Annotated in this window: 32 protein-coding genes; 23 read left to right on the top strand and 9 right to left on the bottom strand. The window is 49.8% G+C overall.

Features of this window, described 5'->3' with window-relative positions:
• The first annotated feature begins 229 nt into the window (after positions 1 to 229).
• The 5 genes from fucP to Pla144_RS11760 are packed head-to-tail and all read left to right on the top strand — an operon-like array spanning position 230 to position 5,003.
• On the top strand, positions 230 to 1,648 hold the full coding sequence (gene fucP / locus Pla144_RS11780; protein ID WP_146450868.1) for an L-fucose:H+ symporter permease: 1,419 nt from the start codon (positions 230 to 232) through the stop codon (positions 1,646 to 1,648).
• Positions 1,649 to 1,696: 48 nt separating this feature from the next.
• Complete coding sequence (locus Pla144_RS11775) at positions 1,697 to 2,731, top strand: aldo/keto reductase (protein ID WP_146450867.1); 1,035 nt, start codon at positions 1,697 to 1,699, stop codon at positions 2,729 to 2,731.
• A 24-nt stretch (positions 2,732 to 2,755) separates the two neighbouring features.
• On the top strand, positions 2,756 to 3,145 hold the full coding sequence (locus Pla144_RS11770; RefSeq protein ID WP_146450866.1) for an RbsD/FucU domain-containing protein: 390 nt from the start codon (positions 2,756 to 2,758) through the stop codon (positions 3,143 to 3,145).
• Complete coding sequence (locus Pla144_RS11765; protein ID WP_146450865.1) at positions 3,142 to 3,969, top strand: amidohydrolase family protein; 828 nt, start codon at positions 3,142 to 3,144, stop codon at positions 3,967 to 3,969. The genes Pla144_RS11770 and Pla144_RS11765 overlap by 4 nt, the downstream gene beginning before the upstream one ends.
• A gap of 14 nt (positions 3,970 to 3,983) precedes the next feature.
• Positions 3,984 to 5,003 carry a zinc-binding alcohol dehydrogenase family protein gene (locus Pla144_RS11760; protein ID WP_146450864.1) on the top strand — a complete coding sequence of 340 codons (1,020 nt, stop codon included), beginning with the start codon at positions 3,984 to 3,986 and terminating at the stop codon, positions 5,001 to 5,003.
• Between the two features lie 171 nt (positions 5,004 to 5,174).
• Here the strand turns inward: Pla144_RS11760 and Pla144_RS25305 are convergent, their stop codons facing one another.
• The 4 genes from Pla144_RS25305 to Pla144_RS11745 form a co-directional block, all read right to left on the bottom strand.
• A complete protein-coding gene (locus Pla144_RS25305; protein ID WP_261342322.1) occupies positions 5,175 to 5,309 on the bottom strand; it encodes a hypothetical protein in 135 nt (44 codons plus the stop codon).
• Between the two features lie 117 nt (positions 5,310 to 5,426).
• Positions 5,427 to 6,338, bottom strand: a complete 912-nt coding sequence (locus Pla144_RS11755) for a hypothetical protein (RefSeq protein ID WP_146450863.1) — start codon at positions 6,336 to 6,338, stop codon at positions 5,427 to 5,429.
• A 238-nt stretch (positions 6,339 to 6,576) separates the two neighbouring features.
• The gene (locus Pla144_RS11750; protein WP_146450862.1) at positions 6,577 to 7,056 is read right to left on the bottom strand and encodes a PA2169 family four-helix-bundle protein; all 480 of its coding nucleotides are present in this window, start codon (positions 7,054 to 7,056) and stop codon (positions 6,577 to 6,579) included.
• A 64-nt stretch (positions 7,057 to 7,120) separates the two neighbouring features.
• Positions 7,121 to 7,288 carry a DUF1328 domain-containing protein gene (locus Pla144_RS11745; RefSeq protein WP_146450861.1) on the bottom strand — a complete coding sequence of 56 codons (168 nt, stop codon included), beginning with the start codon at positions 7,286 to 7,288 and terminating at the stop codon, positions 7,121 to 7,123.
• 377 nt (positions 7,289 to 7,665) lie between these two features.
• Here Pla144_RS11745 and Pla144_RS11740 point away from each other — a divergent pair, with 377 nt between their 5' ends.
• Positions 7,666 to 9,165 (top strand): sigma-54-dependent transcriptional regulator, encoded by a 1,500-nt coding sequence (locus Pla144_RS11740; RefSeq protein ID WP_146450860.1) that lies wholly within the window; start codon positions 7,666 to 7,668, stop codon positions 9,163 to 9,165.
• A gap of 66 nt (positions 9,166 to 9,231) precedes the next feature.
• Here Pla144_RS11740 and Pla144_RS11735 read toward each other — a convergent pair whose 3' ends face one another.
• From Pla144_RS11735 to Pla144_RS11725, 3 genes are all read right to left on the bottom strand, one after another.
• Positions 9,232 to 9,648, bottom strand: a complete 417-nt coding sequence (locus Pla144_RS11735) for an Hpt domain-containing protein (RefSeq protein WP_146450859.1) — start codon at positions 9,646 to 9,648, stop codon at positions 9,232 to 9,234.
• 24 nt (positions 9,649 to 9,672) lie between these two features.
• Positions 9,673 to 9,882 (bottom strand): carbon storage regulator, encoded by a 210-nt coding sequence (locus Pla144_RS25550; protein ID WP_146450858.1) that lies wholly within the window; start codon positions 9,880 to 9,882, stop codon positions 9,673 to 9,675.
• Between the two features lie 156 nt (positions 9,883 to 10,038).
• Complete coding sequence (locus tag Pla144_RS11725) at positions 10,039 to 11,286, bottom strand: AI-2E family transporter (RefSeq protein WP_146450857.1); 1,248 nt, start codon at positions 11,284 to 11,286, stop codon at positions 10,039 to 10,041.
• A gap of 482 nt (positions 11,287 to 11,768) precedes the next feature.
• Here Pla144_RS11725 and Pla144_RS11720 point away from each other — a divergent pair, with 482 nt between their 5' ends.
• The 5 genes from Pla144_RS11720 (at position 11,769) to Pla144_RS11700 (ending at position 14,010) form a co-directional block, all read left to right on the top strand.
• Positions 11,769 to 12,188 carry a CsbD family protein gene (locus Pla144_RS11720; RefSeq protein WP_146450856.1) on the top strand — a complete coding sequence of 140 codons (420 nt, stop codon included), beginning with the start codon at positions 11,769 to 11,771 and terminating at the stop codon, positions 12,186 to 12,188.
• Positions 12,189 to 12,232: 44 nt separating this feature from the next.
• Positions 12,233 to 12,547, top strand: a complete 315-nt coding sequence (locus tag Pla144_RS11715; protein ID WP_146450855.1) for a hypothetical protein — start codon at positions 12,233 to 12,235, stop codon at positions 12,545 to 12,547.
• Between the two features lie 21 nt (positions 12,548 to 12,568).
• Positions 12,569 to 13,024, top strand: coding sequence for a hypothetical protein (locus Pla144_RS11710; RefSeq protein ID WP_146450854.1), 456 nt, complete (start codon positions 12,569 to 12,571; stop codon positions 13,022 to 13,024).
• Positions 13,025 to 13,264: 240 nt separating this feature from the next.
• Entirely contained in the window at positions 13,265 to 13,720 is a 456-nt protein-coding gene (locus tag Pla144_RS11705) for a phage holin family protein (RefSeq protein ID WP_146450853.1), read from the top strand.
• An 83-nt stretch (positions 13,721 to 13,803) separates the two neighbouring features.
• Entirely contained in the window at positions 13,804 to 14,010 is a 207-nt protein-coding gene (locus tag Pla144_RS11700; RefSeq protein ID WP_146450852.1) for a hypothetical protein, read from the top strand.
• Positions 14,011 to 14,076: 66 nt separating this feature from the next.
• Here the strand turns inward: Pla144_RS11700 and Pla144_RS11695 are convergent, their stop codons facing one another.
• Positions 14,077 to 14,601, bottom strand: a complete 525-nt coding sequence (locus tag Pla144_RS11695; protein WP_146450851.1) for a hypothetical protein — start codon at positions 14,599 to 14,601, stop codon at positions 14,077 to 14,079.
• A 600-nt stretch (positions 14,602 to 15,201) separates the two neighbouring features.
• On the opposite strand from Pla144_RS11695, the gene Pla144_RS11690 reads away from it, so the two are divergent.
• The 9 genes from Pla144_RS11690 (at position 15,202) to Pla144_RS11650 (ending at position 20,844) form a co-directional block, all read left to right on the top strand.
• A complete protein-coding gene (locus Pla144_RS11690) occupies positions 15,202 to 15,357 on the top strand; it encodes a DUF3309 family protein (protein WP_197530603.1) in 156 nt (51 codons plus the stop codon).
• A gap of 68 nt (positions 15,358 to 15,425) precedes the next feature.
• On the top strand, positions 15,426 to 15,626 hold the full coding sequence (locus tag Pla144_RS11685) for a hypothetical protein (RefSeq protein ID WP_146450849.1): 201 nt from the start codon (positions 15,426 to 15,428) through the stop codon (positions 15,624 to 15,626).
• Between the two features lie 255 nt (positions 15,627 to 15,881).
• On the top strand, positions 15,882 to 16,376 hold the full coding sequence (locus Pla144_RS11680) for a YciE/YciF ferroxidase family protein (RefSeq protein WP_146450848.1): 495 nt from the start codon (positions 15,882 to 15,884) through the stop codon (positions 16,374 to 16,376).
• Positions 16,377 to 16,458: 82 nt separating this feature from the next.
• Positions 16,459 to 16,731, top strand: a complete 273-nt coding sequence (locus Pla144_RS11675) for a BON domain-containing protein (protein WP_146450847.1) — start codon at positions 16,459 to 16,461, stop codon at positions 16,729 to 16,731.
• Positions 16,732 to 16,793: 62 nt separating this feature from the next.
• Positions 16,794 to 16,997 (top strand): CsbD family protein, encoded by a 204-nt coding sequence (locus Pla144_RS11670; protein ID WP_146450846.1) that lies wholly within the window; start codon positions 16,794 to 16,796, stop codon positions 16,995 to 16,997.
• Between the two features lie 70 nt (positions 16,998 to 17,067).
• A complete protein-coding gene (locus Pla144_RS11665; RefSeq protein WP_231936315.1) occupies positions 17,068 to 17,643 on the top strand; it encodes a PRC-barrel domain-containing protein in 576 nt (191 codons plus the stop codon).
• A gap of 201 nt (positions 17,644 to 17,844) precedes the next feature.
• Positions 17,845 to 18,021, top strand: coding sequence for a GlsB/YeaQ/YmgE family stress response membrane protein (locus tag Pla144_RS11660; protein ID WP_231936337.1), 177 nt, complete (start codon positions 17,845 to 17,847; stop codon positions 18,019 to 18,021).
• A 65-nt stretch (positions 18,022 to 18,086) separates the two neighbouring features.
• Entirely contained in the window at positions 18,087 to 19,232 is a 1,146-nt protein-coding gene (locus tag Pla144_RS11655; RefSeq protein WP_197530602.1) for an AI-2E family transporter, read from the top strand.
• A 52-nt stretch (positions 19,233 to 19,284) separates the two neighbouring features.
• Positions 19,285 to 20,844, top strand: a complete 1,560-nt coding sequence (locus tag Pla144_RS11650; RefSeq protein ID WP_146450843.1) for an alkaline phosphatase family protein — start codon at positions 19,285 to 19,287, stop codon at positions 20,842 to 20,844.
• Here the strand turns inward: Pla144_RS11650 and Pla144_RS11645 are convergent.
• Entirely contained in the window at positions 20,817 to 21,131 is a 315-nt protein-coding gene (locus tag Pla144_RS11645) for a hypothetical protein (protein ID WP_197530601.1), read from the bottom strand. The genes Pla144_RS11650 and Pla144_RS11645 overlap by 28 nt on opposite strands.
• A 783-nt stretch (positions 21,132 to 21,914) precedes the next feature.
• On the opposite strand from Pla144_RS11645, the gene Pla144_RS11640 reads away from it, so the two are divergent.
• Genes Pla144_RS11640 through Pla144_RS11635 form a run of 3 tightly spaced genes read left to right on the top strand, consistent with a single transcriptional unit; the run spans position 21,915 to position 23,842 of the window.
• A complete protein-coding gene (locus Pla144_RS11640) occupies positions 21,915 to 22,481 on the top strand; it encodes a type 1 glutamine amidotransferase domain-containing protein (RefSeq protein ID WP_146450841.1) in 567 nt (188 codons plus the stop codon).
• A 55-nt stretch (positions 22,482 to 22,536) separates the two neighbouring features.
• Complete coding sequence (locus Pla144_RS24590; RefSeq protein WP_197530600.1) at positions 22,537 to 22,683, top strand: hypothetical protein; 147 nt, start codon at positions 22,537 to 22,539, stop codon at positions 22,681 to 22,683.
• Positions 22,676 to 23,842 carry a baeRF7 domain-containing protein gene (locus Pla144_RS11635; protein WP_146450840.1) on the top strand — a complete coding sequence of 389 codons (1,167 nt, stop codon included), beginning with the start codon at positions 22,676 to 22,678 and terminating at the stop codon, positions 23,840 to 23,842. Before Pla144_RS24590 ends, Pla144_RS11635 begins: the two co-directional genes overlap by 8 nt.
• The last annotated feature ends 258 nt before the right edge of the window (positions 23,843 to 24,100 follow it).

Raw genomic sequence — 24,100 nt, 5'->3', positions numbered from 1 at the left:
AAAAAAAAACGCGCAGCGAATTCATCGCCAATATCGCCGATTAGACCAGGAAACCTAGGGCACTTCACGCATTACTGTGATTGTACTCCTTGTTCTTTGATTTAGAGTCGACTTGTACATTTTCCGGCGACAAGTATTTTTGACTTTTAGGTATGGTTCTAATTTGGTTCGCACATCGCTATAGTAATAGTGAACGAATAGGCCACTTTTCAACTGACAATCTTAACTTATGTCCCACTCTTTCAATTCTGAATCGGCATCACTTCCGGTCGTCCCCCGGCACTACCTCTTTCCTTTCGCACTGGTGACATCGCTCTTCGCCCTCTGGGGGTTTGCCAACGACGTGACTAACCCGTTGGTGAAGGCATTTCAGGAAATCTTTCAAATAAGTACTGCCGAGAGCGCCTGGGTGCAAACAGCCTTCTATGGGGGCTATGCGACCATGGCCATTCCAGCGGCATTGATCATCCGAAAGTTTTCCTTCAAGACAGGAATCATATTGGGGCTTGCCTTGTATGCAATCGGAGCACTGCTTTTCATTCCTGCGAGCATGAATATGCAGTTTTCACTTTTCCTGATCGCGTTGTACGTGCTGACCTTTGGGCTCGCGTTTTTGGAGACCAGTGCCAACCCTTACATTCTCTCGATGGGTCCCGAGGAGACCGCCACGAGAAGGTTGAATCTGGCTCAAGCGTTCAATCCCATCGGGTCGCTGACCGGCATGCTTGTTGCCAGCCAATTCATACTGCCCAACTTGCAGGTAGCCGAGTTTCGCGATCATGAAATGGCCACACATCCAGAGTATGCCACAATGCTTCCCAGCGAAGTAGACACGCTTGTGACCAAGTCCTTGAAGGATTACTCAGAGACTGAACCAATAGCCCACGCGAAAATGCAATCACATGACCTTGGAATAGTGCGGATTCCTTATGTTGTAATTGCCTTGGTTGTATTGGGCGTATTACTGACGTTCGCTGTTTCTAAGATGCCCAATACGGGCCACTCCCACGACACGATCCACCTGAGTCAAGTGCTTCGTAACTTAGCCCATTTTCGCTATCTTGGCGGTGTCGTCGCCCAAGCCTTCTACGTCGGTGCACAGATCATGTGCTGGACGTTTATTATTCACTATGGCATGACACTACTCGGTCTGAGCGCCGCACAAGCGCAAAGATACAACATAGTGGCGATGGTGATATTTTTGACCAGCCGATTTGTATGTACGTTTTTTCTAAAATACATTAGCCCAGGATTGCTTCTCGGCATTCTGGCGATTGGTGGCATGCTGCTGACACTAGGCACCATTTTTCTGCAGGGATTTGCTGGTTTGTATTGCCTCGTGGCGATTTCTGCCTGCATGTCGCTCATGTTTCCTACAATTTACGGAATCGCACTCGATGGACTGACTGCCGACGATGCCAAGCTGGGCTCGGCTGGATTGATCTTCGCCATCGTGGGGGGGGCTCTCATGCCTCGACTTCAGGGGCAAATGATTGATATGGACCCCTTCACAATTGGCGGAACAACGCTTGAATCCATGCGAGCTTCTTTTGTGCTGCCTCTCATCTGCTTTTTTGTTGTTGCAGTTTACGGATTTCTCACTGCGAGAACACCTAGATACTCAGGCCCGTCTGTGGGCTCTTCATGAAGAAGTTGACCCAACATTGACAGGCTATGCGGAAATTGAGAATAGTCAATGAAATTCCGAAAACTAGGCCACACGGGGCTTGAGATTCCTCGCATCATCTATGGGACAAGTTGTTTGGGGAATCTTTACGAGGCACTATCAGAAGAGACCAAGTTAGCGATCTCACGGGAATGGTTTGCGCATCATGCGCCTCCCGCCGTGATTGATACGGCCGGCAAGTATGGAGCTGGCTTAGCCCTGGAGATGATCGGGCGCAATCTGCGGCAGCTAGAAATGCCTTCTGACCGGGTAATCATAAGCAACAAGCTGGGCTGGAAACGTGTACCGCTCATTACACCCGAGCCAACATTTGAGCCCGGTGCTTGGGCCGAATTAGAATATGATGCCGTGCAACGCATCAGCCGTGATGGTATTCTGGAGTGCTGGGAACAAGGCTGCGAACTCCTTGGCGACGGTTATCAACCGCAATTGCTTTCGGTCCACGATCCTGACGAGTACTTGGCGGCTGCCATTTCGCCTGCAGATCGCCAAAAGCGTTTCGATGACATTATCGCAGCTTACGGTGCACTGCATGAACTCAAACGTAAAGGCGAGACTCAGGCGATTGGAGTAGGTTCCAAAGATTGGCGTTTGATTGCTGAGCTCGAATCTGTGGTTGAACTCGATTGGGTGATGTTTGCCAACAGCCTCACGATCTATCGCCACCCACCGGATTTGCTCGATTTTGTGAATAGACTGGAAGAACAGAATGTGGGGGTGATTAATTCCGCCGTGTTTAACGCGGGCTTCTTGATCGGAGGCAAGTTTTTTGACTATCGACTTCCAGACCGTCGAAACGATCGGGAAATCTTCGCTTGGCGCGAGAAGTTCCTTGAACTCTGTCAGCGACATGAGATCGTACCTGCGACGGCTTGCATCCAATTCGGACTTTCACCACCAGGAGTCGCCGCAATCGCCCTTAACACAAGCGAGCCGCGCCGAGTGGCAGAGAATGTTGCTGCAGTCGAGACCTTCATCGAAGCTCCTTTTTGGGACGAAGCCAAACAAATAGGCTTGATTGCTGCTGACTATCCATACCTTTAAATTTTTTTCTGTTGAGGCGATGAAGTGATCAAATCGGGAATTCTCAATCCAACAATCCTCTCACTTTTGAGTCGAGTGCGACACACCAACACGCTGGTAATTGCTGATCGAGGGTTTCCTTTATGGCCGACGATCGAAACGATTGACATCTCGTTGGTCGATGGCGTTCCCCAGGTGCTCGAAGTGCTCCGAGCAATTCGGGAACAGGCACACTTCGGCAAAGCATGGATGGCTGAAGAATTTCTGAGTAGCAATTCCCAACCAGTCGTTGACAGTTTTGCATCTGCGCTAGAAGGGGTCTCTTTGATCCACGAAACACACGAAGAGTTCAAGAAACGTATTCCCCAATCTATCGGCCTAATCCGGACAGGTGATACGATTCAGTACGCGAACATCATTCTGGAATCGGCATGAGAATCGACGCCCACCACCACTTTTGGCGATACGATCCGGTGGAATATGATTGGATCGACGATTCCATGCAGCGAATTCGTCGTGATTTTCTCCCGGCGGACCTCCAAACAGAGATTCAATCGGTAAAAATTGACGGCGCAATATCTGTTCAAGCTAGACAAAGCCTCGTTGAGGCGGAATGGCTACTTCAGTTGGCCGAGGGTAACGATTTTATTCTCGGTGTTGTAGGTTGGGTGCCGTTGGTCGAACCCTGTGTGACTGACGTGCTTGAACGTCTGGCATCCAATACCAAGCTTTCTGCTGTGCGTCATGTGATCCAAGACGAACCTGACGATTTTATCTTACGAGAGGATTTTAATCAGGGTATCGCTTTGCTTCAGAAATTCGACCTAACATACGACATTCTCATTGTCGAACGTCAATTGCCTCAGACGATCGAATTTGTGGATCGGCATCCCGATCAGGTTTTTGTGCTCGATCATGTTGCCAAACCCAAAATTGCTCAGAACCTCTTAGAACCTTGGCGGAAGAATATCTTTGAATTAGCCAAGCGTCCAAACGTGTATTGTAAATTTTCAGGAATGGTGACTGAAGCGGACTTTGATAAGTGGACGCTCGACCAACTTCAGCCGTATTGGGATACAGTCCTGGATTTTTTTGGGCCAAGTCGTCTCATGTTTGGATCGGACTGGCCCGTTTGCCTAGTCGCCTGCGAGTACAAACGCTGGTACGCGGTTGTGGCGGAATTCGCAGCACAATTATCCAAATCCGAGCAGCTGTCCTTCTTCGGGCAGACAGCAAGAGAAGCCTATTCTCTGACATAACCACGGAATCAGACATGAAAGCACTGTTAATTGATAAACCGGGAAGTACTCGACTCATCGAAAAGGATCTACCAACCCCTGGTCCAAAGGAAGTGCTTCTGAGAACCCGCGTAGTTGGCTTCTGCGGAAGCGATTTAACTACGTTTCGCGGGCTGAACCCCCTAGTTAGTTATCCTCGCATTCCTGGCCACGAAATTGGTGCGACCATCGAAGTGGTTGGCTCTGAAGTGCCTGCCACTTGGCAAATCGGCCAAGATGTCTTGGTGCTGCCCTACACTGCTTGTGGAGCTTGTGCTGCATGTCGACAAGGACGTGCCAATTGCTGCCAACACAACGAAACGCTTGGAGTTCAAAGGGACGGAGCAATGGTTGAGTACTTTGTCGCCCCTCATGATAAGCTGTTGACGTCTTCTAAACTTTCGCTGAGGGAGTTGGCATTGGTTGAACCCTTGACGGTTGGGTTCCATTCTGTCGCTAGGGGTCGAGTTAGCCCTGATGATACCGTGGCGGTTTTTGGCTGTGGCGCGATCGGTCTCGGGGTGATTGCAGGTGCCGCTTTTCGTGGGGCTCGAGTCATCGCTATCGATGTGGATGACAATAAGCTGGAACTCGCTCAGAGGTGTGGAGCGACTATCGGCATCAACTCAGTAAAAGGATCTCTGCATGCTCAACTTCAAGAGCTAACTGATGGGCACGGCCCCGAAGTCATCGTGGAGGCGGTCGGGCTCCCGCAAACATTTCGCAGCGCGGTAGAGGAAGTGTCATTCGCGGGGAGAGTGGTCTACATCGGATATGCTAAAATGCCAGTAGAATATGAAACCAAGTTCTTCGTCATGAAAGAACTCGATATCCTTGGCTCCCGCAATGCTATGTTAGCTGATTTCAACTCCGTGATCCAGCTCCTGGAAGGGGGGACATTCCCTGTTGAAGCGGTTATTACCAAATCGGTCTCGCTCAGCGAGGCCGGCACGATTTTAGAAAGCTGGAGTGAGAGCCCATCTGAGTTCACCAAAATCCAAGTGGATTTCAAATAAGGTTTTTCAAAATCAAATTGATTGCAAAACTTTTGTCGCGCGTTTTCCACTTCGAGGAAACATGTTTAGGCTGTTTCAAATTTGAATTTTCTCGGTTTCGTCAAGACTGATCTCGTCCGTTGCGCGGGCCTGTAAAGATTTCTGTGGCACGTTACCAGGTCGCATCATTTGCTAGCCCAAGTCGGGTATGCGTCCTTCATACATGATGGCGAAGTGGTACAGCGTTGGTTTCCAGTGGTGAATCGGTATGGTCCACTTCTTGGACGCCTCGTGAATCGCCATGTAGACCAGCTTGATGGCTGACATAAGATTTCCTACCGGGCCGCTTAGTCGATAACAAAGAAAGCCACCAGTTACCCTTCCTAGAAACTGGTGGCTTCGATTTATACGGAATGTTGCCACAGGTAAATTGACAACCCCGAACTAATTGTCAGATTCTTTCTGTTTGTCAGATGCGGAATCCTTAGAGTCACCTTTACTACGGGCAACGTCCTTCTGGGTTGATTGCTCGTCCTGGGGGCTGTTTTTCTCAATCGCCTGTGAATCGCGATCATTTCGATTGGCGTCATTCTCAATCGCTTGATCCGCACTGTTCAAAGGTTGATTCGGATTGGCCGATTCCGGTTGTGGGACGGGTGGCACCGAGTCATGGTTGTCTTGACCAGTTTGGTTCAACTCAGGTCGATCCTGATTACTCTCACTTGAGCGATCAGCATTCTGGCCTTGAAAGCTCTCCTCCGAGCCATACATAGCACGTTGAGTAGTCGGTTGGGCATTCGCACTGCTCTGATTGTCATTTTCAAAATAGACTCGCTGTCCATTCATGCAAATGAATTCCCGACCCGATGCGTCGTGCCGCAATTGATAGACTTGGCCAGAGTGAGTAGTTCCCTGGTTAGAATTCGATTGGCCCTCGCCGGCTTGCATGGGCTGATTCTGGGCGTCGTTTTGACCCTGTCCTTCGGCACCACGATAACCCGATTGATATTCGCCCTGATACTGGCCATCGATCTGATTGTTCAGATTTTGGCTGTTATTGTAAGACTGGTTATTCCGTTGATAGTCTCCATCGCCGCGTAAACGGTCACGGGTATTCTCTCCCAAATTTCTGGCCGCTTCACCAGTTCGACGCACAGCATTAGCGGTTCCTTCTGCGGTTCCACGAATAACGTTTCGAGTTACCTCACCAGTACGCCGAACCGCCTGGGCGGTTCCTTCGGCAACACCCCGAACTCCTTCGCGAATCGGTCCACTGCTTTGTTGGGCAGACGCCGTTGGTATGGCGAACAAGGCTGCCAATGCAGCACATCCAATTGTTAATAATCGTTTTCTCATTTTCTTGATCCTTACTTTTAGAACAGTTTCCTATTTTATGCCAAACCATTTGGCAAGATGTCTGGAGGCATGTTGTTTGCCCCCCATCAGAATATGATGCAAATTACATGCCTTCGAGTTGTTTATTATGGCGGATACCGTGTGCTGCGTTGCGGCACGGCTGGAAAACAAAGACAGCGACGGGGGCCCCCGTCGCTGTCTGCTGCTTAAGTCGCTGCTCCACAGTTTGGAGCAGGAATTAGCAACTCTTACAGGCATCTCGTAGAACACGCACCCGATCATGGGTGGCTTTTACGCTGGCATATTGATGCTGCAAGAGGTCGTTGACAGCGGTGCCAGGAGATTCTTTAAGGAGATCTTCGTAGGCTTCTTTGATGTAATCCTCTCCCCTTTCAGCTTCTGCGAGAATAGCATGGTCGTCGTCAGAGCTTACCGCCGCCTTGAGCGACATGTAGGCACGATGCAAACTTCCCAGCCAAGTTCCCTCGCGATTCACTTCGCCATCGTTGATCTCAACCAGTTCAGCCAATTCGAGTGCTTGATGGCTTCGCTCTTGAGACCACTTAAGAAAATTAGCAGCCAGCTGCGAGTTTTTCACATCCTGAGCGGCTTCTTTAAACCCCTTAGAGCTATCTATGTTTGCCTGATGGAGCGTCTGCAGGTTGCTGACGAACTCAGGTTCCAAATTGCACTCCGTGTTTTTGGTTAGAATGCTCATTTCATCCTCCTTCCTGGACTGGCCCCTTTCCGCTGTGTTCCCGACAAGTCAAGCCGGAGAAGTGTTAGACTCCGCCCCGCAATCGCGGAACAATCAAACTAACGACAAAGAGGACTAAGAAGACTAAAAACAAGATTTTAGCAATACCTGCCGAGGCACCGGCGATTCCGCCGAAACCGAGAACTGCAGCTATAAGTGCAATGACTAAAAATGTGAGGGCCCAACTTAACATGATATACCTAACCTTTCGTTGAATAGCGACTTGTTTCGTCGATTGTATAATGCAGTCGGACCTGCTCCGCTGCTGTTACCAGAAAGAAGGTTGCAAGTCTCGTACCAGAGAGATTCCGGGTGACAACGTTACTAAAATGCTGGCAAACACGCTAAAATCCTATTCCAATTGGGCCGAAAGGAGCCAGTGCGGTTGATCTGTGACCAACGATTGGAACCAGGATTTGACCGTTCTTGATGTATCGAGTGACTTTAGAATTTCATAGCAATCTATGGGAAAGTCTATTTGCCAGGAACCCAATTGAGTATCATGAATTGCACTCCAAAAGTTTGTCCGATTGTACCACCCCTTCACTAGTTTGTTAAAATCTGATGCCCATGCCCAGGCTGCTGTCTATAGACGACGATCGTTCGATTCATCACTTGGTTCGGCGGGCGCTCGAAGAATTTGACCTCGACATTGAATCGGCTGCCTCGGCAGAGGAAGCGATGGCCAAATTGACTGAGTCCCCTCCCGATGTGGTGCTCTTGGATGTGGTTCTTCCCGATGCGTCAGGAATGGACTTCTTTTCTCAACTCAAGCAGCATGATCCACGCATGCCAGTGATCATTGTCACTGCTGTCGATACGAGTGATATTGCCATTGAAGCAATGAAGCTGGGGGCGTTTGATTATCTTCCCAAACCGATTGATGTGGAACGGCTGACCTGTATGGTTGAGCAAGCACTCGAGTCGCGACGGATGATGACCGTGCCGGTGGCAATGGACGAGTTGCTCACCCCTGCGCAGAAACACGACGCATTTGTCGGTCGCTGTGAGTCGATGCAACATGTTTTTAAAGCGATAGGTCGTGTTGCTGCGCAAAGTGTCACGGTCTTAATCCGAGGTGAAAGCGGCACGGGCAAGGAATTGGTGGCTCGCGCCATATATCAACACAGTTCGAGGGCGAAGGGTCCTTTCTTAGCGGTGAATTGTGCTGCACTGTCTGAGACGTTGCTTGAAAGCGAATTATTTGGTCACGAGAAAGGCGCGTTTACCGGTGCCCATAGTCGGCGGATTGGGAAATTTGAACAATGCAGCGGAGGGACGATCTTTCTCGATGAGGTCGGCGACATGTCCCCTAGTGTGCAGGGCAAAGTATTACGTTTGCTCCAGGAGCAAAAGTTTGAGCGTGTAGGTGGAAATGAGACGATCGAAACCGATGCGAGGATCATATCGGCCACCAACCAGGACCTTGAAGAAATGTGCCGCAAGGGCGAGTTTCGCGAGGATCTTTATTATCGACTCAATGGTTACACGATCAATTTGCCGCCACTGAAAGATCGCGGAGAAGATCGCATCCTGCTAATCGAGCACTTTCTGGCACGGCTAGCTAAGGAACTGAATAAGGAAGTGAGCGGAATTGCACCGGACGCCCAAACAGCGTTGCTTGAATATGACTGGCCAGGTAATGTGCGCGAGTTGGAAAGTGTGCTTCGTCGGGCGCTGCTGTATTGCTCAGGTACCGTCTTACTGAAATCGGCACTTGGTAAGGACTTGTTCAAGGAAAAGCAATCTGCAAATCAGAGCAGTAAGGGTTCTGGGGTAAGTGCCGATGGCGGTCTGGCCCGTTTTGTTGAGGATCGTCTCGCCGACGAAAGTACCGATCTCTATGCGGAAACTTTGGCAGAGATGGAGACGCAACTGCTGACGATCTTATTACGGCATACGGAGGGTAATCAATCGGAAGCTGCCCGGATTCTGGGAATTACGCGTGGCAGTCTGCGTAATAAGATTCGCTCGTTGGGGATTTCGATTGAACAGGTAGTCACGGTCAGTGATGAGGATGAGCAACCCAAGGACGAGCAAGCGGATTCGGTGCCTGTTGAGCAATGCTAGTGTGAGACATTCTGCTCAACCTTGTCATTTGCGTGAGGCGGTAGCGAGCGGATAATTGCTCACAGTTCAGTCTGATTCGTCATCTTCTAGAGCGGATTGAAGATGTTCGGCAAGTTCGGAGGCTGCTTTGGAAAGGGTGGCAATTTCTTTCTCAGGCACCAATCCGACGCTTTTCCGCGCTGCAAGAGTGGTTGCCTCAGCAGCTGCAATCACCTGCATAGCGTCGAAATTTGCCGCCAAGCCTTTCAAGCTGTGGGTATTTCTCGCTAAGGTGACCGGATCGCCAGCATCGGCCGCATCTTCAATGCGCTCAATTAGGACAGGATAGTCTTCCAGGTAGAAGCCAATCATGTCGCACAAAAGTTCACGGCTCCCACCCAGGCGCTCCAGAGCAGCATTCAAATCATAAATTGATAGTCCGGGTCGGTGTTGTTGCATCACGTTGCTGGCCTTAATAATAGAATTCATGTCCATCACATCCATTATGCATCTACTACATACATCGTATCATGCGGAGCGGTGGATTGCGTGGAATTGAAAGAATGAATTGGATTCTCCAGACTCCTCTTCAAGAAGTTCTCCCTGTAGAATTTTCACCTGCCGTGGTGCTTCAATTCCAAGAGAGACATTCTGTCCGCGTTGCTGCAGAACACGATTCTCAATTCCTAATTCTGGTAAACATATCGTTTCGTTGGACCTTCTAGTTAGAATAAGCATCGTTAGTTCTCCTTAACCTAAAATTCGAATACCCTCCTGTAAACAAACAACAAAGTGAGCGAATCTCATGCCAGCTGGCATCGCGGCGGGATTCAACTGGCTCCTCTTCGTGCGTCGCGCTGGGTCGAGGCATTTCGTGAGAATCGGGTAACTCATTTATTTCTCCAAAAATGTGCCCAGGGGAGCCAGGACCTGGGACTGGTCGAAGAAAATCTTCAACACAACCAATAGTGGCACGGCTACCAATACTCCACCTACTCCCCAGAGCCAGCCCCAGAAAAAGATGGCCAATACGATCATCACGGGATTGAGACTGATCGACTTTCCAAGCAGGGCAGGGGTGAAGAAATTAGATTCCAAAGCATTGAGCCCAATGTAAATCGCCGGTGCCAAGGCGGCATGGCCAAGCGAGTTGAAATCGGCAAGCCCTTCGAGGAAGACGATCAAAGCCCCGACGGCTGGGCCTGCGAAAGGAATGTAATTGAGCATTGCTCCCATTACGCCCCAGAGGACCGGGTTCGGCAAGTCGATGGCCCACATGCCGATGCCAATGGCAATGCCCAAGCCGACATTGATGGCAGTTATGGTAAACAAGTAGTGTGAAATCCGATGTTGGACTTCCCGTGATAGCTCGACGACTCGTCGCTTGTCTTTAAAAGTTGGCATCAAGACGACCAATTTCTCTAAGAAGCGATCGCCGCCAGCAAGCAAGAAAAAAAGCAGTACGAATACGATCACAGCGCTGGCAACAAAACTACCCGTGAGGTTCAGCATACTGCCGAGTTTGGGCTGCACTTGCTGGACCTTCATGGGTGTATCTTCATCTGTACCGTTCTGGACCTTGATGGGTGTATCTTCGTCTGTAACGTTGGTGATTTCGTCGATCTTTTTGCTAGCCTCATTCAAGCCCTTGAAAGGTTTTTGCAGCGGCTTGAGATTCTCCTTCAAGCGAGCGACATAACCAGGGGAGCTGATCTGTGCGATCCGCTGATTGGCAGGTTCCCAGAGAAGCCAAATCCCTGCGATTACGGTTATTACAAAGGCGACCAAAATGAATGTGGCGCTGACCGCTGCCGGAATGCGAAAGTCTTGCATTCGCAATACAATCGGCTTGAATACTAGATTCAGTAATACCGCAAGCGTGATTGGAAAGAGAATCGAGCGCGTAAAGTAAATCGTATAAAAGACTGCCAGGACTGCGAGCGTAGCGAGAAGAGCATCCTTCAGGTCCCAGCTATGGGCGGCATCTTGAAATTCCGCGTCACTGTTCTGTGGGGAATTCTGCGTGGACTCAATCTCTGGGATGACTGGCTCTGGCAATGCTGGTTTATCCTGATCCACCTCATTGACGATCCCGCCGCAGCACGGGGCTTGGGGAGTCAATGTTGGAACGGCGGTGGGCATCGTGAAATTGAGGAATTCGCAAGATAGTAGGAAAGGCTCGCCGAAGAAATTATTTGCCTATTCCAGTGCAATATCGGGGCCAGAAACGTCTCGCAAGGCATTTTCTGAAATTTTTCTAGCGAAATTGCTATGTGAGATTTCTTAGGACCTTTCATTACTGGACCTCGGTCATTCTCTCTGAATAAATTCTTAGCCTAGAGAACTTATTCTCACTGCCTGAATTACGACCGCAATGTGGTTTAAGAAAGTCCACTTTGGGCGCCGAGCAACCACCACACAACTCAAAATTTGGCACATAAATTGATTGAATGGATTGAAAGCCCAAGAAAATGCGGCTGAGTGTCCGGCGCGCAATATGCACTCTAATAAACTACAATTGAATAATAATCGAGTATGAGCGCAGGTATTCGCATTTTTCCTTTCCCAGGCGATAATGCAGACTTGCTACCCCATCCACCAACTCAATCAGAAGGAGCGTCAAAGTGGCAACTCAAGAACAAATGATCGGTAACTGGAATCAACTCAAAGGTCTCATTCGTGAGCATTGGGGACAATTGACCGACGATGAATTGCAGGAAGTCCAAGGCGACTATGAACAACTCGTAGGGCTTATTCAGCAGAAGACGGGGCAAGCTAAGGCCAAGGTTGAAAAGGCTGTCGAGGAGTTAACGGAGCAATGCACCGGCGTGTACGGGCAAGCCAAGGATATGGCCCGTGAATATTTCAATCAGGCTAACGAGTCGGTCAGCGATGTAACCGATCAGGTTCGTGACCGAGTTCGCGAAGGTTATGCCGGCGCCGAGCAATTGGTGCAGCGTCGTCCTGCCGAATCGCTAGCAGTCGCGTTTGGGACCGGCTTGATCGCGGGTGTCATTGTGGGACTTGTGCTGCGGTCACGTTGATCTTACCGCAATTACTTATTACAAAGTCAGGAGGAGCGTAGAAAATGTCTACTCAAACACTAGAGAGTTCTTCGCAACAGGTACAGAAGCCAGATGCTCGTCCCGGCGAGTGGCAGTACTACGCCGCGAAAGGTGTGGATCGTATGCAACATGTTGTGCATGACAATGCCGGAAGTTCCATGCTGATTGCTTTGGCCTCAGGTCTGGGAGTCGGCATTTTGATCGGAACAGCTATCGGAGGCTCTCGACAATCGGCCCACTGGTGGAACCGCGAGACTGCCGAGAATATGGGAAACCGTTTTTTAAGTAAAATCGGCGCCATGGTTCCCGATGCATTGAGTGAGCGAATCCATCGATAGACCTTGAAACGAGATTGAATTATGCCGCCTGAAATGGACCCCGAAGAGATTCAGAGACGGATGAAAACTTTGCGTAATTCGCTTGATTTCGATGTCGAGCGGGTGGCTTCGAGTGTTCGTGCTAAGACGGACTGGCGTTACCTGGTCAGTAGTCATCCGTGGCTTACGCTAGGAGCTGCCACGGCAGTCGGTTACTTAGCCGTACCCCGTCGGGTTGAGAAGGTCGTGTCGGATGTCGACATGCTCAGGCAGCTAGCAAAGGAGGGGAAGATTATGTTGGCCCCTCAAGGTATCACCAATCCTAAGAGCGAGTCATGGGCAAATAAACTATTTGCGGTCGCCTTGGCGATGGGATCGCGTGCTGCCGTAAGTTATGCCACGAATTTTCTGAGCCAAGCTTTTGAACAAGCATCTCAGAAGCGGTCGGCAAATGACTCTGAGCACGATTCAACCTATGCGGGCGCGCAGCCCAGATGAAAATATAACACCCTAGTACACATTGTGAGAGAGACCCATGTCGTCTAACCGGCTTGAAATTGACCAACACAATAGGCTCTGGCAAGCCACTGCCAGCCAAGCTGGAGATGATCAGGTCGAAAACACTGCGTCACCAGCCTGGGTAGAGAAGGTCGAGCGGTTCGTCACAAAGCACCCCGCTGCACTGGTGATATCTGCAGTTGCAGTAGGATTAACTTTGGGTTGGTTGGGGAAAAGAAAATGAGCGAAACCAACGGGGCCGCACCTTATCCACCGCGAGTGCAGAAAAGTTTTTCCACGTTGGCCCGGGATGCGCTGGACTTGGCAGAATTACAATTCAAGTTGTTTAAGTTGGATTCGAAAGCGGCGAGCCGCATCCTCTGGGGCACGCTGATTTTGGCCGCGATTGGTCTTGCTCTGTTGGTGGCTGCTTTGCCTTTGGCCATGCTCGCAGTGGCAGAAGCTTTGATAGAAAACAACGGCTGGTCTCGCATGGAGGCGTTGGGAATGGTGTCCGGGGGCGGTATTCTCGCGAGCGCTATTGCCATCAGCCTTGGCTGGTGGAAATTTAAGGAATGTCTGACCGCCTGGAATCGGTCTAGTGAGGAGCTGACGCGAAACGTTGACTGGCTAAAATCCACTCTCAGTTCTGAGGAGGAACTGCCGCTACCAACATCTCGTAAAACGTTTTTCTGACCCAAATCGTTACTTCAAATTTACACCGAATGCATTGATTTAAGCATTTAACTTTCACTAAAACTGAATCTTGAGAGGTATCTATGCCTACCACAACAACCCGTGCAAAGTCTCAAACCAGCGGCTCTACCGCAAATCAGAAAATGGGCGCTCAAGGGACCTGTGATTTACAACCCACGGTCGATCTGATTGAATACGCCAAAACCTACGCACGCGAAAAGCCCGAGGTAGCTGCCCTGTGGTGCCTGGGAATTGGATTCGTGCTCGGCTGGAAGTTAAAGCCGTGGTAGAGGAAAGTGGCGAATAGGGAAAGAAGGAAGGAGGAAAACCGGTAACTTCCCCCATTTCTTCACCTCTCAGCCTTCCAGGAGCGAGAGGGGTTCGGCACCTGCTTCGCGGAGCAAGGTGGCTGCGGTGCTGAGTCGTTCAGGATTAGCATCCTCAGGTTCCACGGCGATGAGGATCTTGCCCTCGGAAACTGCCTGGTCGAAGTAGTCGGCTGCCTCCTGGTCGAAGCTTCGATCGATCATCATTCCTGTTAACCCGCCCACGACGCCGCCAGTCAAAGCACTTGCCAGTGCGCCCGCCACTACAACGGGTATCCCTGCGATGGTTGCCAACCCCGCAACAGCCGTAACTCCCCCAATCAGGCCACCTAGAGCGCTTCCTGTCGCGGCCGCGTTGGTTGAGGTAGGATCCCCCTCCTTGGCAACTTGATTGGGAAAATGTTTCTGTTGCTGTTCGTTGCTGCAGATGACGGTGAGTTCCTTTGCTGTAAAACTAGCTTCTTGCAACGAACGGAAGGCAGTCTCAGCCTTAGCGAGCGTTTTGTAAACCCCGGCACGTACGGGTCGTGGTTTTTCTTGTTGTGGCTTGTCCATGATCGGTGTCTCTTGTTCAAGATATTGGTTATCAGTCTTCCTAAAAATCGCATCCGCGGAAGAAAAACAAGATTAGTATTATAGGTAGGGGCAATCCGATAAGCCACCCAAGCAACGCATATTTTACCTTGCCAGTCTTTTCTTTCGCGAATTTGAACATTGTTTATTCTCCACAAATGGTCGATTTGAATTTGGAAACGTGACTAGTACAGACTAATGGAATCGAGATTAATGCATTACGCGTGCCAGATTGACAATTGCAGAATAGAGCCTTCTCATCAGTAGATGTAGGCACTCCTCTAGGCGTGAATTAATGAAAATATTGACTCGCCAGCGCTTAGGGTATTGGTCCCCAAACGACCGTAATGGCAGCTATTCCGCCATAGATTGAGGGGAGTCCTCTTCACTTACGGCGACAAATTGGCATTTGCTGTAGTTGCTGACACGAGAAGATTGGGAGTTTGGAAACGGCGCAAAGTTTGCATTGTCCGAAGAAAGCGAAACTTTGTCGCAATGCAGCAGAGTTCAAAGGGATTCTCCGCCAATGCAGTGGCTTACTAGTATGTGTTGTCTGTTCCTTTTCACTCTGGAGAAAAAGTGATGCTCGGAACTATCCTGTTGATCGTTCTCGTGTTGCTCTTACTGGGGTCCGTCCCTGCTTGGTCCCACAGCCGCAATTGGGGATATGGCCCATCAAGCGGGTTGGGATTGCTCGTGGTCATCCTGCTAGTACTTGTGCTCATGGGTAGAATCTGAACCTACCCAAGTAGCCACTTTGGCTTTGCCTATCCTCAACATTCTTTGAATTACCTAGGAGAGAAAAAATGAATTGTCTACGTAACCTTACCATGCGATTTGGTGCTGTCTTTTTATTTGCCGTCTCATTAACCGCGTTTAGTGGATGTGAACGGAAAGAAAAAGTCCTGGATATTGAAACCCCTCGCGGCGAGATCGAGGTTGAACGAGATCCAGAGACAGGCGATACCGATGTCGAGGTCAGCAGGGACCCCAAACCAAACGAGTAATACAGAAAGATTGTTTTACTTACACACTCGAATTCAAAAAGGGCGAGCTCCAAGTGGGCTCGCTTTTTTGTGGAATTTGAACGCAAAGCCTATGAACGTTCATCGACCAGACTGATCTTCGATCAAACACGGCGCCTTCTTCTTCCTTAACGCGAACAGGGAAAATCACGATTTTCAAGATTGGCATGTGATGTGCATCTTATTCCTTCAACAGCACTCTCATCTTGCTGAACATTTATCATGAAAGGGTAAGCCATGAAACTCGACAATTTACAAAAGCTTTACGTTCACGAGCTCAAAGATCTTCATAGCGCCGAGACACAACTCGTGGAGGCGCTTCCAAAAATGGAATCTGCTGCTTCGGACTCAAATCTAAAAGAAGCGTTTCGATCTCACTTAAAGGAAACGAAAGAGCACCTGAGACGTTTGGAGGGGATCTTCCGCGACCTCGATTTTGAGCCAGGTGGCCACAAGTGCGCCGCTATGGAAGGCTTGATCAAAGAGGGCGAAGAGATCGTGAAAGGCGAAATCCCCCCTAAGGTGCGTGATGCGGCTCTTGTAGGTGCTGCACAGCGAGTGGAGCATTACGAAATGGCAGGCTACGGAACAGCCCGCGCCTATGCGGAAAAACTGGGTGAACACAAGGCAGCCGATGTACTTCAAAAAACGCTCAACGAAGAGGGCCATGCCAATCAGCATTTGACACGACTTGCCGAACGAAGTCTCAATTTTCTGGCAATGACCAAGTAGACCGTTTCGTGACCAGTTGCGATCGTTTGCGAATGAGTATTTGCTTACGACTTCTAACCGGCAGAGTTTTAGTAAGGGATTCATGATGACATCTGCGGTCGATATTCACTTGACTACCGATCCGACTGAACTAGTGGAACGCGTAAAAGCAACCTTCGCAGGGCTTGGGTATCCACAACTTGCAAACGTCGCATGCGATGCTCAGGGGTCGACGATCTACTTTACAGGAGTATTGAATTCGTATTACCTCAAGCAGATCGCGCAAACGCTTGCGATTAAAGTTCCGGGAGTACGTCGTGTTGTCAACAACATCGAGGTGAACTCGGACATTAAATCACCGCCCCTTCAAAGGTGATGGGGCAACATTTGAAAATCGTCTTTAAGGCGATTCTATTTACTTGTGAAAGGAGAAGGACGATGAATTGGGACCAGATCAAAGGAAAATGGAAAGAATCCAAAGGCCAAGTTCAACAGAAATGGGGCAAGCTCACCGACGATGACCTCGATGTGATCGACGGCAAACGCGAAGAATTGGCCGGCAAGATTCAGCAGCGATATGGAATCGCAAAAGAAGAGGCCGAGAAACAAGTGAAGGAATTTGAGAAATCCTGCAGTTGTTAGGAAACGAGGGGCGACTTGCAGCATGTTGTTGTAGGTTCGAAACGTATTTTCACTTTATGGAGATAAGATCATGAAATATATATCTAGATTCGCGGCCGGTGCTGCGATTGCAATGCTCATCACGAGCATGCCGATAGTCCAAGCCCAAACTACCACGAACGCGAATGCAAATTCAAATCGCGCCAATCAGAATCGCAGTAGCAATTCTAATATGACGGGCAAGACCGTTCGGGCTAGCGATGTCATTGGCATGAACATCTACAATTCTCAAGGCGAAGATGTAGGTGAAATCAATGACGTTGTACTTGCCCCGAATACGGGCAAGGTTCGCTATGCTGCAGTAACCTATGGTGGATTCATTGGGATAGGCGACGAAATGTTTGCTGTCCCTTGGGAAGCATTTCAATGCAGCCAGGATCCAAACGATCCCGAGGAGCATCGCTTGACGCTCGATGTGTCTAAGCAACAACTTGAGGGAGCGAAAGGGTTTAATCAGGACAATTGGCCCAATTTTGCAGATTCCAATTTTGCAAACGATCTCGATCGGCGCTATAGCCTAAAACGAAATCGGGATGGAAACGTCGACGTCGATGTTAATCGGCGAGGTGTGAATGTTGAAGTTGACCGCAATCAGCGCAACCAATGATCTACCTAGAGGACGGTGAACGAGAGTTTGCGTAAAGAAACCAGCCGTCGCGGGCATGCTCACTGCAAGCCTGCGACGGTGTTTTTCGTACGTTGATAAGGAAGGTATTGCCTGCCTGTGATCGGTAACATAATTAGTTGGTGTGTGTTCGGTTTGATTGCTGGGGCTCTAGCGAGATTCTTGACCCCTGGCAAAGATCCAATGGGTTGTTTTGGCACGGTCGGGTTAGGGGTCGCGGGATCGTTCTTGGGTGGTGCAATCTCCCACTTACTGTTTGGGATTTCTAACCAAGGGATTCAGCCGGCTGGCTTTATTGGCGCTGTTATTGGCGGGGTCTTTGTGCTGTTGTTGCTTCGACACTTTGCGAAAAAGACTTGATGATAGACCCTGGTTGCCTGTAGGCATTGGTAGTAAAGTGTGCTTCAGACTCAGAGGGTTATGCTTTGCAACACGACAATGAACATTCGCTAAGACATTCCGCAACGGTCATCGGCATTGCAATATTCGGTGTGATTGTCGTCGCAGCCTGTGCGACGGTGTTTGTGCTCGCGACAGACATTATTCTCATTCTGTTCATGGGGATTGTGTTTGGCGTATTCCTTTCGCGAGTGAGCCAACTGTTGGCTGCATTCTCTCCCCTGAAGTATTCCTGGAGCCTAGCGGCTGTAACCGGCACTCTCATCCTCCTATTCTGTGGATTTAGTGCGATCTTCGGGGTTCAGATTAACACTCGGATTAACAAAGCTGTGGAACAAGCTGATGAAGGGATCCAGCATCTCAACGATTGGAGTAAAGAATATCCACCTCTGAGGACCGTCTTAATGTCAACACCCTTCCTGCGACAGTTGATTGACGACGAGAAGCAGTCCTCTGATAAAGAATCCGATTCCGTCTCGAAAGAAGCGGACTCCCAAACAAAAATGATGGAGCAGAGTGCCCTGCAAAGTACTGCCAAGAGAAGTGCGCAGGCCGTCGCGGGAATCTTCAAGACAACTCTTGGTTTGTTTGTGAACAGTCTGCTGATCTTCTTTGTTGGACTCTTTCTGGCAATTGATCCTGGCTCTTACCGGGATGGCTGTGTCCAACTGTTTTCTCAGAAGAAACAAGAACGCACGCGCGATATCATGAATCAAATGGGCGATACCCTCTGGCACTGGTTACTAGGTCGATTTGCATCCATGGCAATTACAGGCGTAAGTGCAGGCCTCTTGCTGAGGGTGGTAGGTGTGCCAATGGCTTTCACATTGGCAGTTGTCACGGCACTATTGACGTTCATTCCCAACATCGGTCCTGCCTTAGCATTGATACTGGCGATTCTCTTCGCTCTTCCCAAGGGAGGAACGATTGTTTTGCTTGTCGTGCTCGGATATATTGCGTTACAACTCGTTGAAAGTTATGCCATCACACCCCTGATCCAACAGAAACAAGCTTCCCTTCCACCGGCACTCCTGATCGCATTCCAAGCAATCATGGGAGTGTTATTCGGGTTCCTCGGGGCTGGAGTAGCATCCCCTCTGTTGGCGGTCTCAAAAGTTGGGGTGGAAGAAGCCTATATCAAGGATGTCTTGGAAAAGCCTGGCAAGGACTGACAATTAAATCGATTCAATCTAATGAGCCTCTAAGACCGAGGCGGCCGCTGCCATGAAAAAAGTCCTGCTGATCATTATCGATGCACTCGCAACGCGCGTCGTAGAACCAGCTCTCCTGGCAGGGCGGCTACCAAACCTTTCTCGCTTGGTTGATGCGGGTCTGATGCGCGCTGAATGCACTGCCATCTTCCCTTCGATCACTCCAGCGGCAACCTGTTCGCTTGCCACGGGTTGTTATCCTCGCGAACATGGCATTGCGGGTGCGTATTGGTATGACCGTGATCTAGATGAGGTCGCATATTTCGGAACGGATATCTGGGCGATCGTTAACGAAGGAGCTGGACACTACCTGATGGACTTTCAATACAAATTGAATTGCGATCGTCTCGCAGTCCCAACTATCTTTGAGAGGGTGGAAAAGCACGGGCATCTGCGGGATGCGGTAATAAATCTGTTGTGGTTTCGAGGTACCGTGGATCATGAGATTAGCTGGCCTCTTTTATTCAAACTAATTCCGGGCGATTACGAAAAGAAAATGCCTGGACCTCATTTGATGTTCATGGGGGATTTCGTCAACACCCTCCTTCCTCGTGGTGAACGGATTCAAGCGCGCGGGGGTATATCGCGACGCTTTGGGTTTCACGACGAGACGACTGCCGATTATCTGCTTCAGTTGGCAGAACTCGACTCTTTACCAGAGTTTACCCTGGCCTATTTCCCGAACAATGATTTCGATAGCCACGAAAGAGGTCCTCTTGACGCGGAAGTAGATCTCGAAGCAATTGACCAGCATTTGGGTCATCTCTTCGAAATCCATGGCGGATTGTCCAAAATGCTTGAAGAGTTTGCGATTGTGATCACGGGCGATCATAGTCAGAGCGATCTTTCGTCGGCTGACGAGGCTGCGGTTGATTTGAATGAAGTGCTCAAGGATTATCAGCTCGCCAAAGCTGGTGCGGCTTGGCAGAGTGGCGACGATGTAATGGTCTGCCCCAACATGCGAGCCGCCCAGATATATTTTCAGATTGATTCTTGGGAAGACCGCCAACCGATAATCGAGCGTCTACTCGAAGAGGAAGGGGTCGATCAGATCCTATGGTGCGATTCTGATGAAGGACTCGAAGCCAAAGACGTGCAGTTTCATGTCGTCACCCAAGAGCGCGGACGCCTGCAGTTTTCTCTCGCAAATCATGAAAATGGTTTGGGGAAGGACGACTATGGAACGCACTGGACTTGGGCTGGAGACCTTGCTGCGCTCGATGCGACGGTCGACTCCTCAGGTAGAATTCGCTGGGGTGACTATCCAAACTCTTTCGAACGCATTGCGGCCTCCTTTTTTCATCAAAGTGGCAGCATCTGGGTCACTGCGAAATTAGGACGCGAATTCTGCTTGCCGGAAACAAGCTGCTACGAGGGAGGTTCTCATGGTTCTTTGCATGCTTTGGATTCAACGTCTCCGTTGATCGCCGCGGGATTGCCTCCTTCGATTACGCTGCCAGAAAAGATGCGGAGCGTCGATGTGACACCGCTTTGCATGATGATACTCGACCTCGAACCGCCACGCGAGCTTGGTGCAAGTCATATTCAAGAACTCTCGCCCGCGCGGTCATAAACGATTTCGTAGGAAAGCATCGCGTCGGCGACTTTTTTCAAGTCGGCGATGTTGGCCTCGTCGGTATAGTTCACTCTGCCATCGGTAGTGCCGTGGTCGACGCATCGCTTGTGGATTGCTTGCATGTTGTGCTGCAATCGCTCGTCCACTTCTTCCCGCGACCAACTGAACCGCATGGCATTCTGATTTCGTTCAAGTCCAGCCTGATGAAACTTCTTCTCGTGAGGATTTCGAATCTTGAGCTCGGACATGAAAGGACCGAGTTCTTTTTCGACTGCCTGACTCATGGCCATAACTCCGGGATAACGACGATGGCGGTTGAACCATCAAGGTGACGGCTCAGAAACCAACATCGCGAAGGACATTCTGTCCGAATGCTGTCAAGGCATATATCAGAAGGCAACATTGAGGAAGCCTTCCTAACCGGCATGCAAATTGCTTTTGTTTGAATAGGATTTCACTTTACAACTAACCATTTACAGGAGGAATTACTGATGGCTACTCAAATAGCAACCAAACCCATAAAAGGTGAGACATACAAGTGTGAGAAGTGTGGGATGGAGTTGAAGGTGACTGCCGATTGCAATTGCAAGGATGGCTGTCCTGAGCTCACATGCTGCGGGGAACCACTTAAGACGTCATAGCAGGCGTTTTTTGCCTGCAGAGGTCGAAGAGTTTGAAGCAGCATTGGGGATCGCAATACCGAGTTAGTTGCAGTCTCGGCGTCGCTTCTCTTAGCAATAGGTGGAGGAGAAATCATGACTTGTAACCCTAGAATTTATAGTCGAAGAAGAAATTTAAGGCGAAATCGGTTTGTGAGGACTCACTCGGCGCTTGTCTCTATCCCTCGGAAGCAACCGGGGAGTTTGCCTACAAATCCTCTTCCACCAGAGCCGCCCGATCCGCAAGATGTGCCGGCTCCATCACCACACGATGTTCCGGCTCCTTCGCCCTTCGACGATCCAGTGCCAGAACCGCAGGACGTTCCCCCTGCGGAGCCTGCGCCTCCATTGTAAGCAGCCCCGATGTCTACCGTACTTTAGTTTTACGCTCAAATAGAAGGATTGAAAATGTCGCAAAAACAGCTAACTGGAAAAAAGATTGCCTTCTTGGCAACGGATGGTTTTGAACAAGTCGAGCTCACCAAGCCTTGGGAAGCGATCAAAAATGCCGATGCCGATGTCGAGCTGATCTCAATTAAGACTGGCGCCATTCAAGGCATGAATCACTTTGACAAAGGTGACATGTTCACTGTTGATAAAACGATCGACTCGGTTTCCGCTGAGGACTACGACGGATTAGTCCTACCCGGTGGCCTCGCTAATCCCGACACGCTGAGAAGAAACGAGTCTTGCGTAGATTTTGTGCGGGACTTTTTCAAACAAGGCAAGCCGGTCGCGGCGATCTGTCATGCCCCGTGGACGTTGGTCGAGGCCGATGTGGTCCAAGGACGCAAAGTTACCTCCTGGCCTAGTTTGCAGACGGACTTGAAGAACGCTGGTGCTAACTGGGTGGACGAGGAATGTGTTTGCGATCAGGGGTTGGTCACGAGTCGTAACCCCGACGATCTGCCTGCTTTCTGTCAGAAGGCGATCGAAGAGTTTGCCGAAGGCGTTCATGCCGAACAGCACGCTTGAAGCTTGTAGTTAAGGAGACCAGAGATGCTCGCTCATTTTAGTTTCTGGGCACTTGATGACCCTCACCTACGGGACGGGATGGCTCCTATTCGCCAAAGACTCGGGGGAAGAAGGGTTTCAATGCGAAATGGATCGAATGGCGACGACGATCGAAAGTGATTACAAGCAGTTTATTCAATACTTCGGAAGTAGCAATGATTAACATGGATAGCTTTAGCAAAGAAGACCTTTCAGCCCTCGTCGAGCGTACTGGCCCCAGCTTAGTGTCGCTTTACATGCCAACAGAGAGAACTGGACGCCAAGTTCAGCAGAATCGGATTCGATTCAAAAATCTTATTAATCATGCTACTACTCGGCTGCAGTCTGAATTAACGGAAGGGAACCCAATCTGGAACCAGATCGAAAAACTAAGAACCTGGGAAGATGATGACGATTGGTGGCAACACCAAAGCGACGGACTGGCAATCTTCCTTGATGGGAAGGAGATCCGACGTTGGAGGATTCCGGAAAATGTCCCCACCATTTGCTTTTGCTCGGACAAGTTCCATGTTCGACCCCTTTGTCGATTACAACAGAACGATGGCCGTTTCTACCTCCTGGCGGTTAGTCAAAACGAACTGCGCATGTTTCTCGGCACGAAGTCGAGCGTCAACGAGGTCCCCGATGCTGACCTCCCCGAGAATCTTCGCTCGGCTCTAAACATCGACGAGTATCAAAAAAGCTTGCAGGCCCACAGCACTTCGCGCGGCGGCGACGCGATGTTCCATGGACACGGGGGCAGCGATCCTGATGTCAAGAAGCAAGACGAGATAAAACAGTTTTTTCACCACATCAACGACTCCCTCAATGCATTCTTCGGCACGGAGCGCGTTCCGCTGGTATTTGCAGGCGTAGAGTATCTTTTCCCGATCTTCCAAGACACCTGCGACTACAACGCTTTGGTCGATGAACCAGTGCGAGGCAATCCTGACGATCTCAGCGGCGAGCAATTGCACGAGAAGGCGTGGCCGCTCGTCGAAAAGTTATTTGATGCCCATCGCCAAGAGTTGCTTGAGCAATTTGGCACAGCAGTTTCTCAGCAGTCGGGTAGCGACGACTTGGACGTGGTGCTGCCTGCCGCCGAGCAAGGCCAAGTCAAAACGCTCTTGACGGTGGAAGACGAACAACGGTGGACATCGAAGAGCAGCGAAAGCTCAGATGCTTTTACCAATCGTGTCTCCACGGGCGAAGACAAGATAAATTCAGCCGTCGTGGCCACACTGCGTAACGGCGGGGATGTTTATTCTGTTAAGAAAAATCAACTCGACAAACCAATTGCTGCAATTTTTCGCTTTCAAATGAGCAGCAATCAAACAAAGTGATGTGATTAGAATCAGTTGCGTTTACATAATTGCATGGATCACTATCTCTAAATCGTGTTGGACTGACACAAGTATCTATCTATTTGCAATGGACCTATTTCTCCCTTTTCATGAAGAATTCTCTTATGGCGCGACAATCTGGAAAGGTCGTATCACGTTCGGGCTGGTGAATGTACCAGTCACCGTTTACAAGGCCGACCGACGGGCGGACTTGGGCTTGAAGTTTATCGATAGTCGCCGCATGGCCAGAGGACGACA

This window comes from Bythopirellula polymerisocia (genome assembly GCF_007860015.1).
In the GTDB taxonomy this organism is placed as follows: domain Bacteria; phylum Planctomycetota; class Planctomycetia; order Pirellulales; family Lacipirellulaceae; genus Bythopirellula; species Bythopirellula polymerisocia.
Note: the sequence above shows the minus strand (reverse complement) of the source record. Positions and strands in the feature narration are given on the sequence as shown.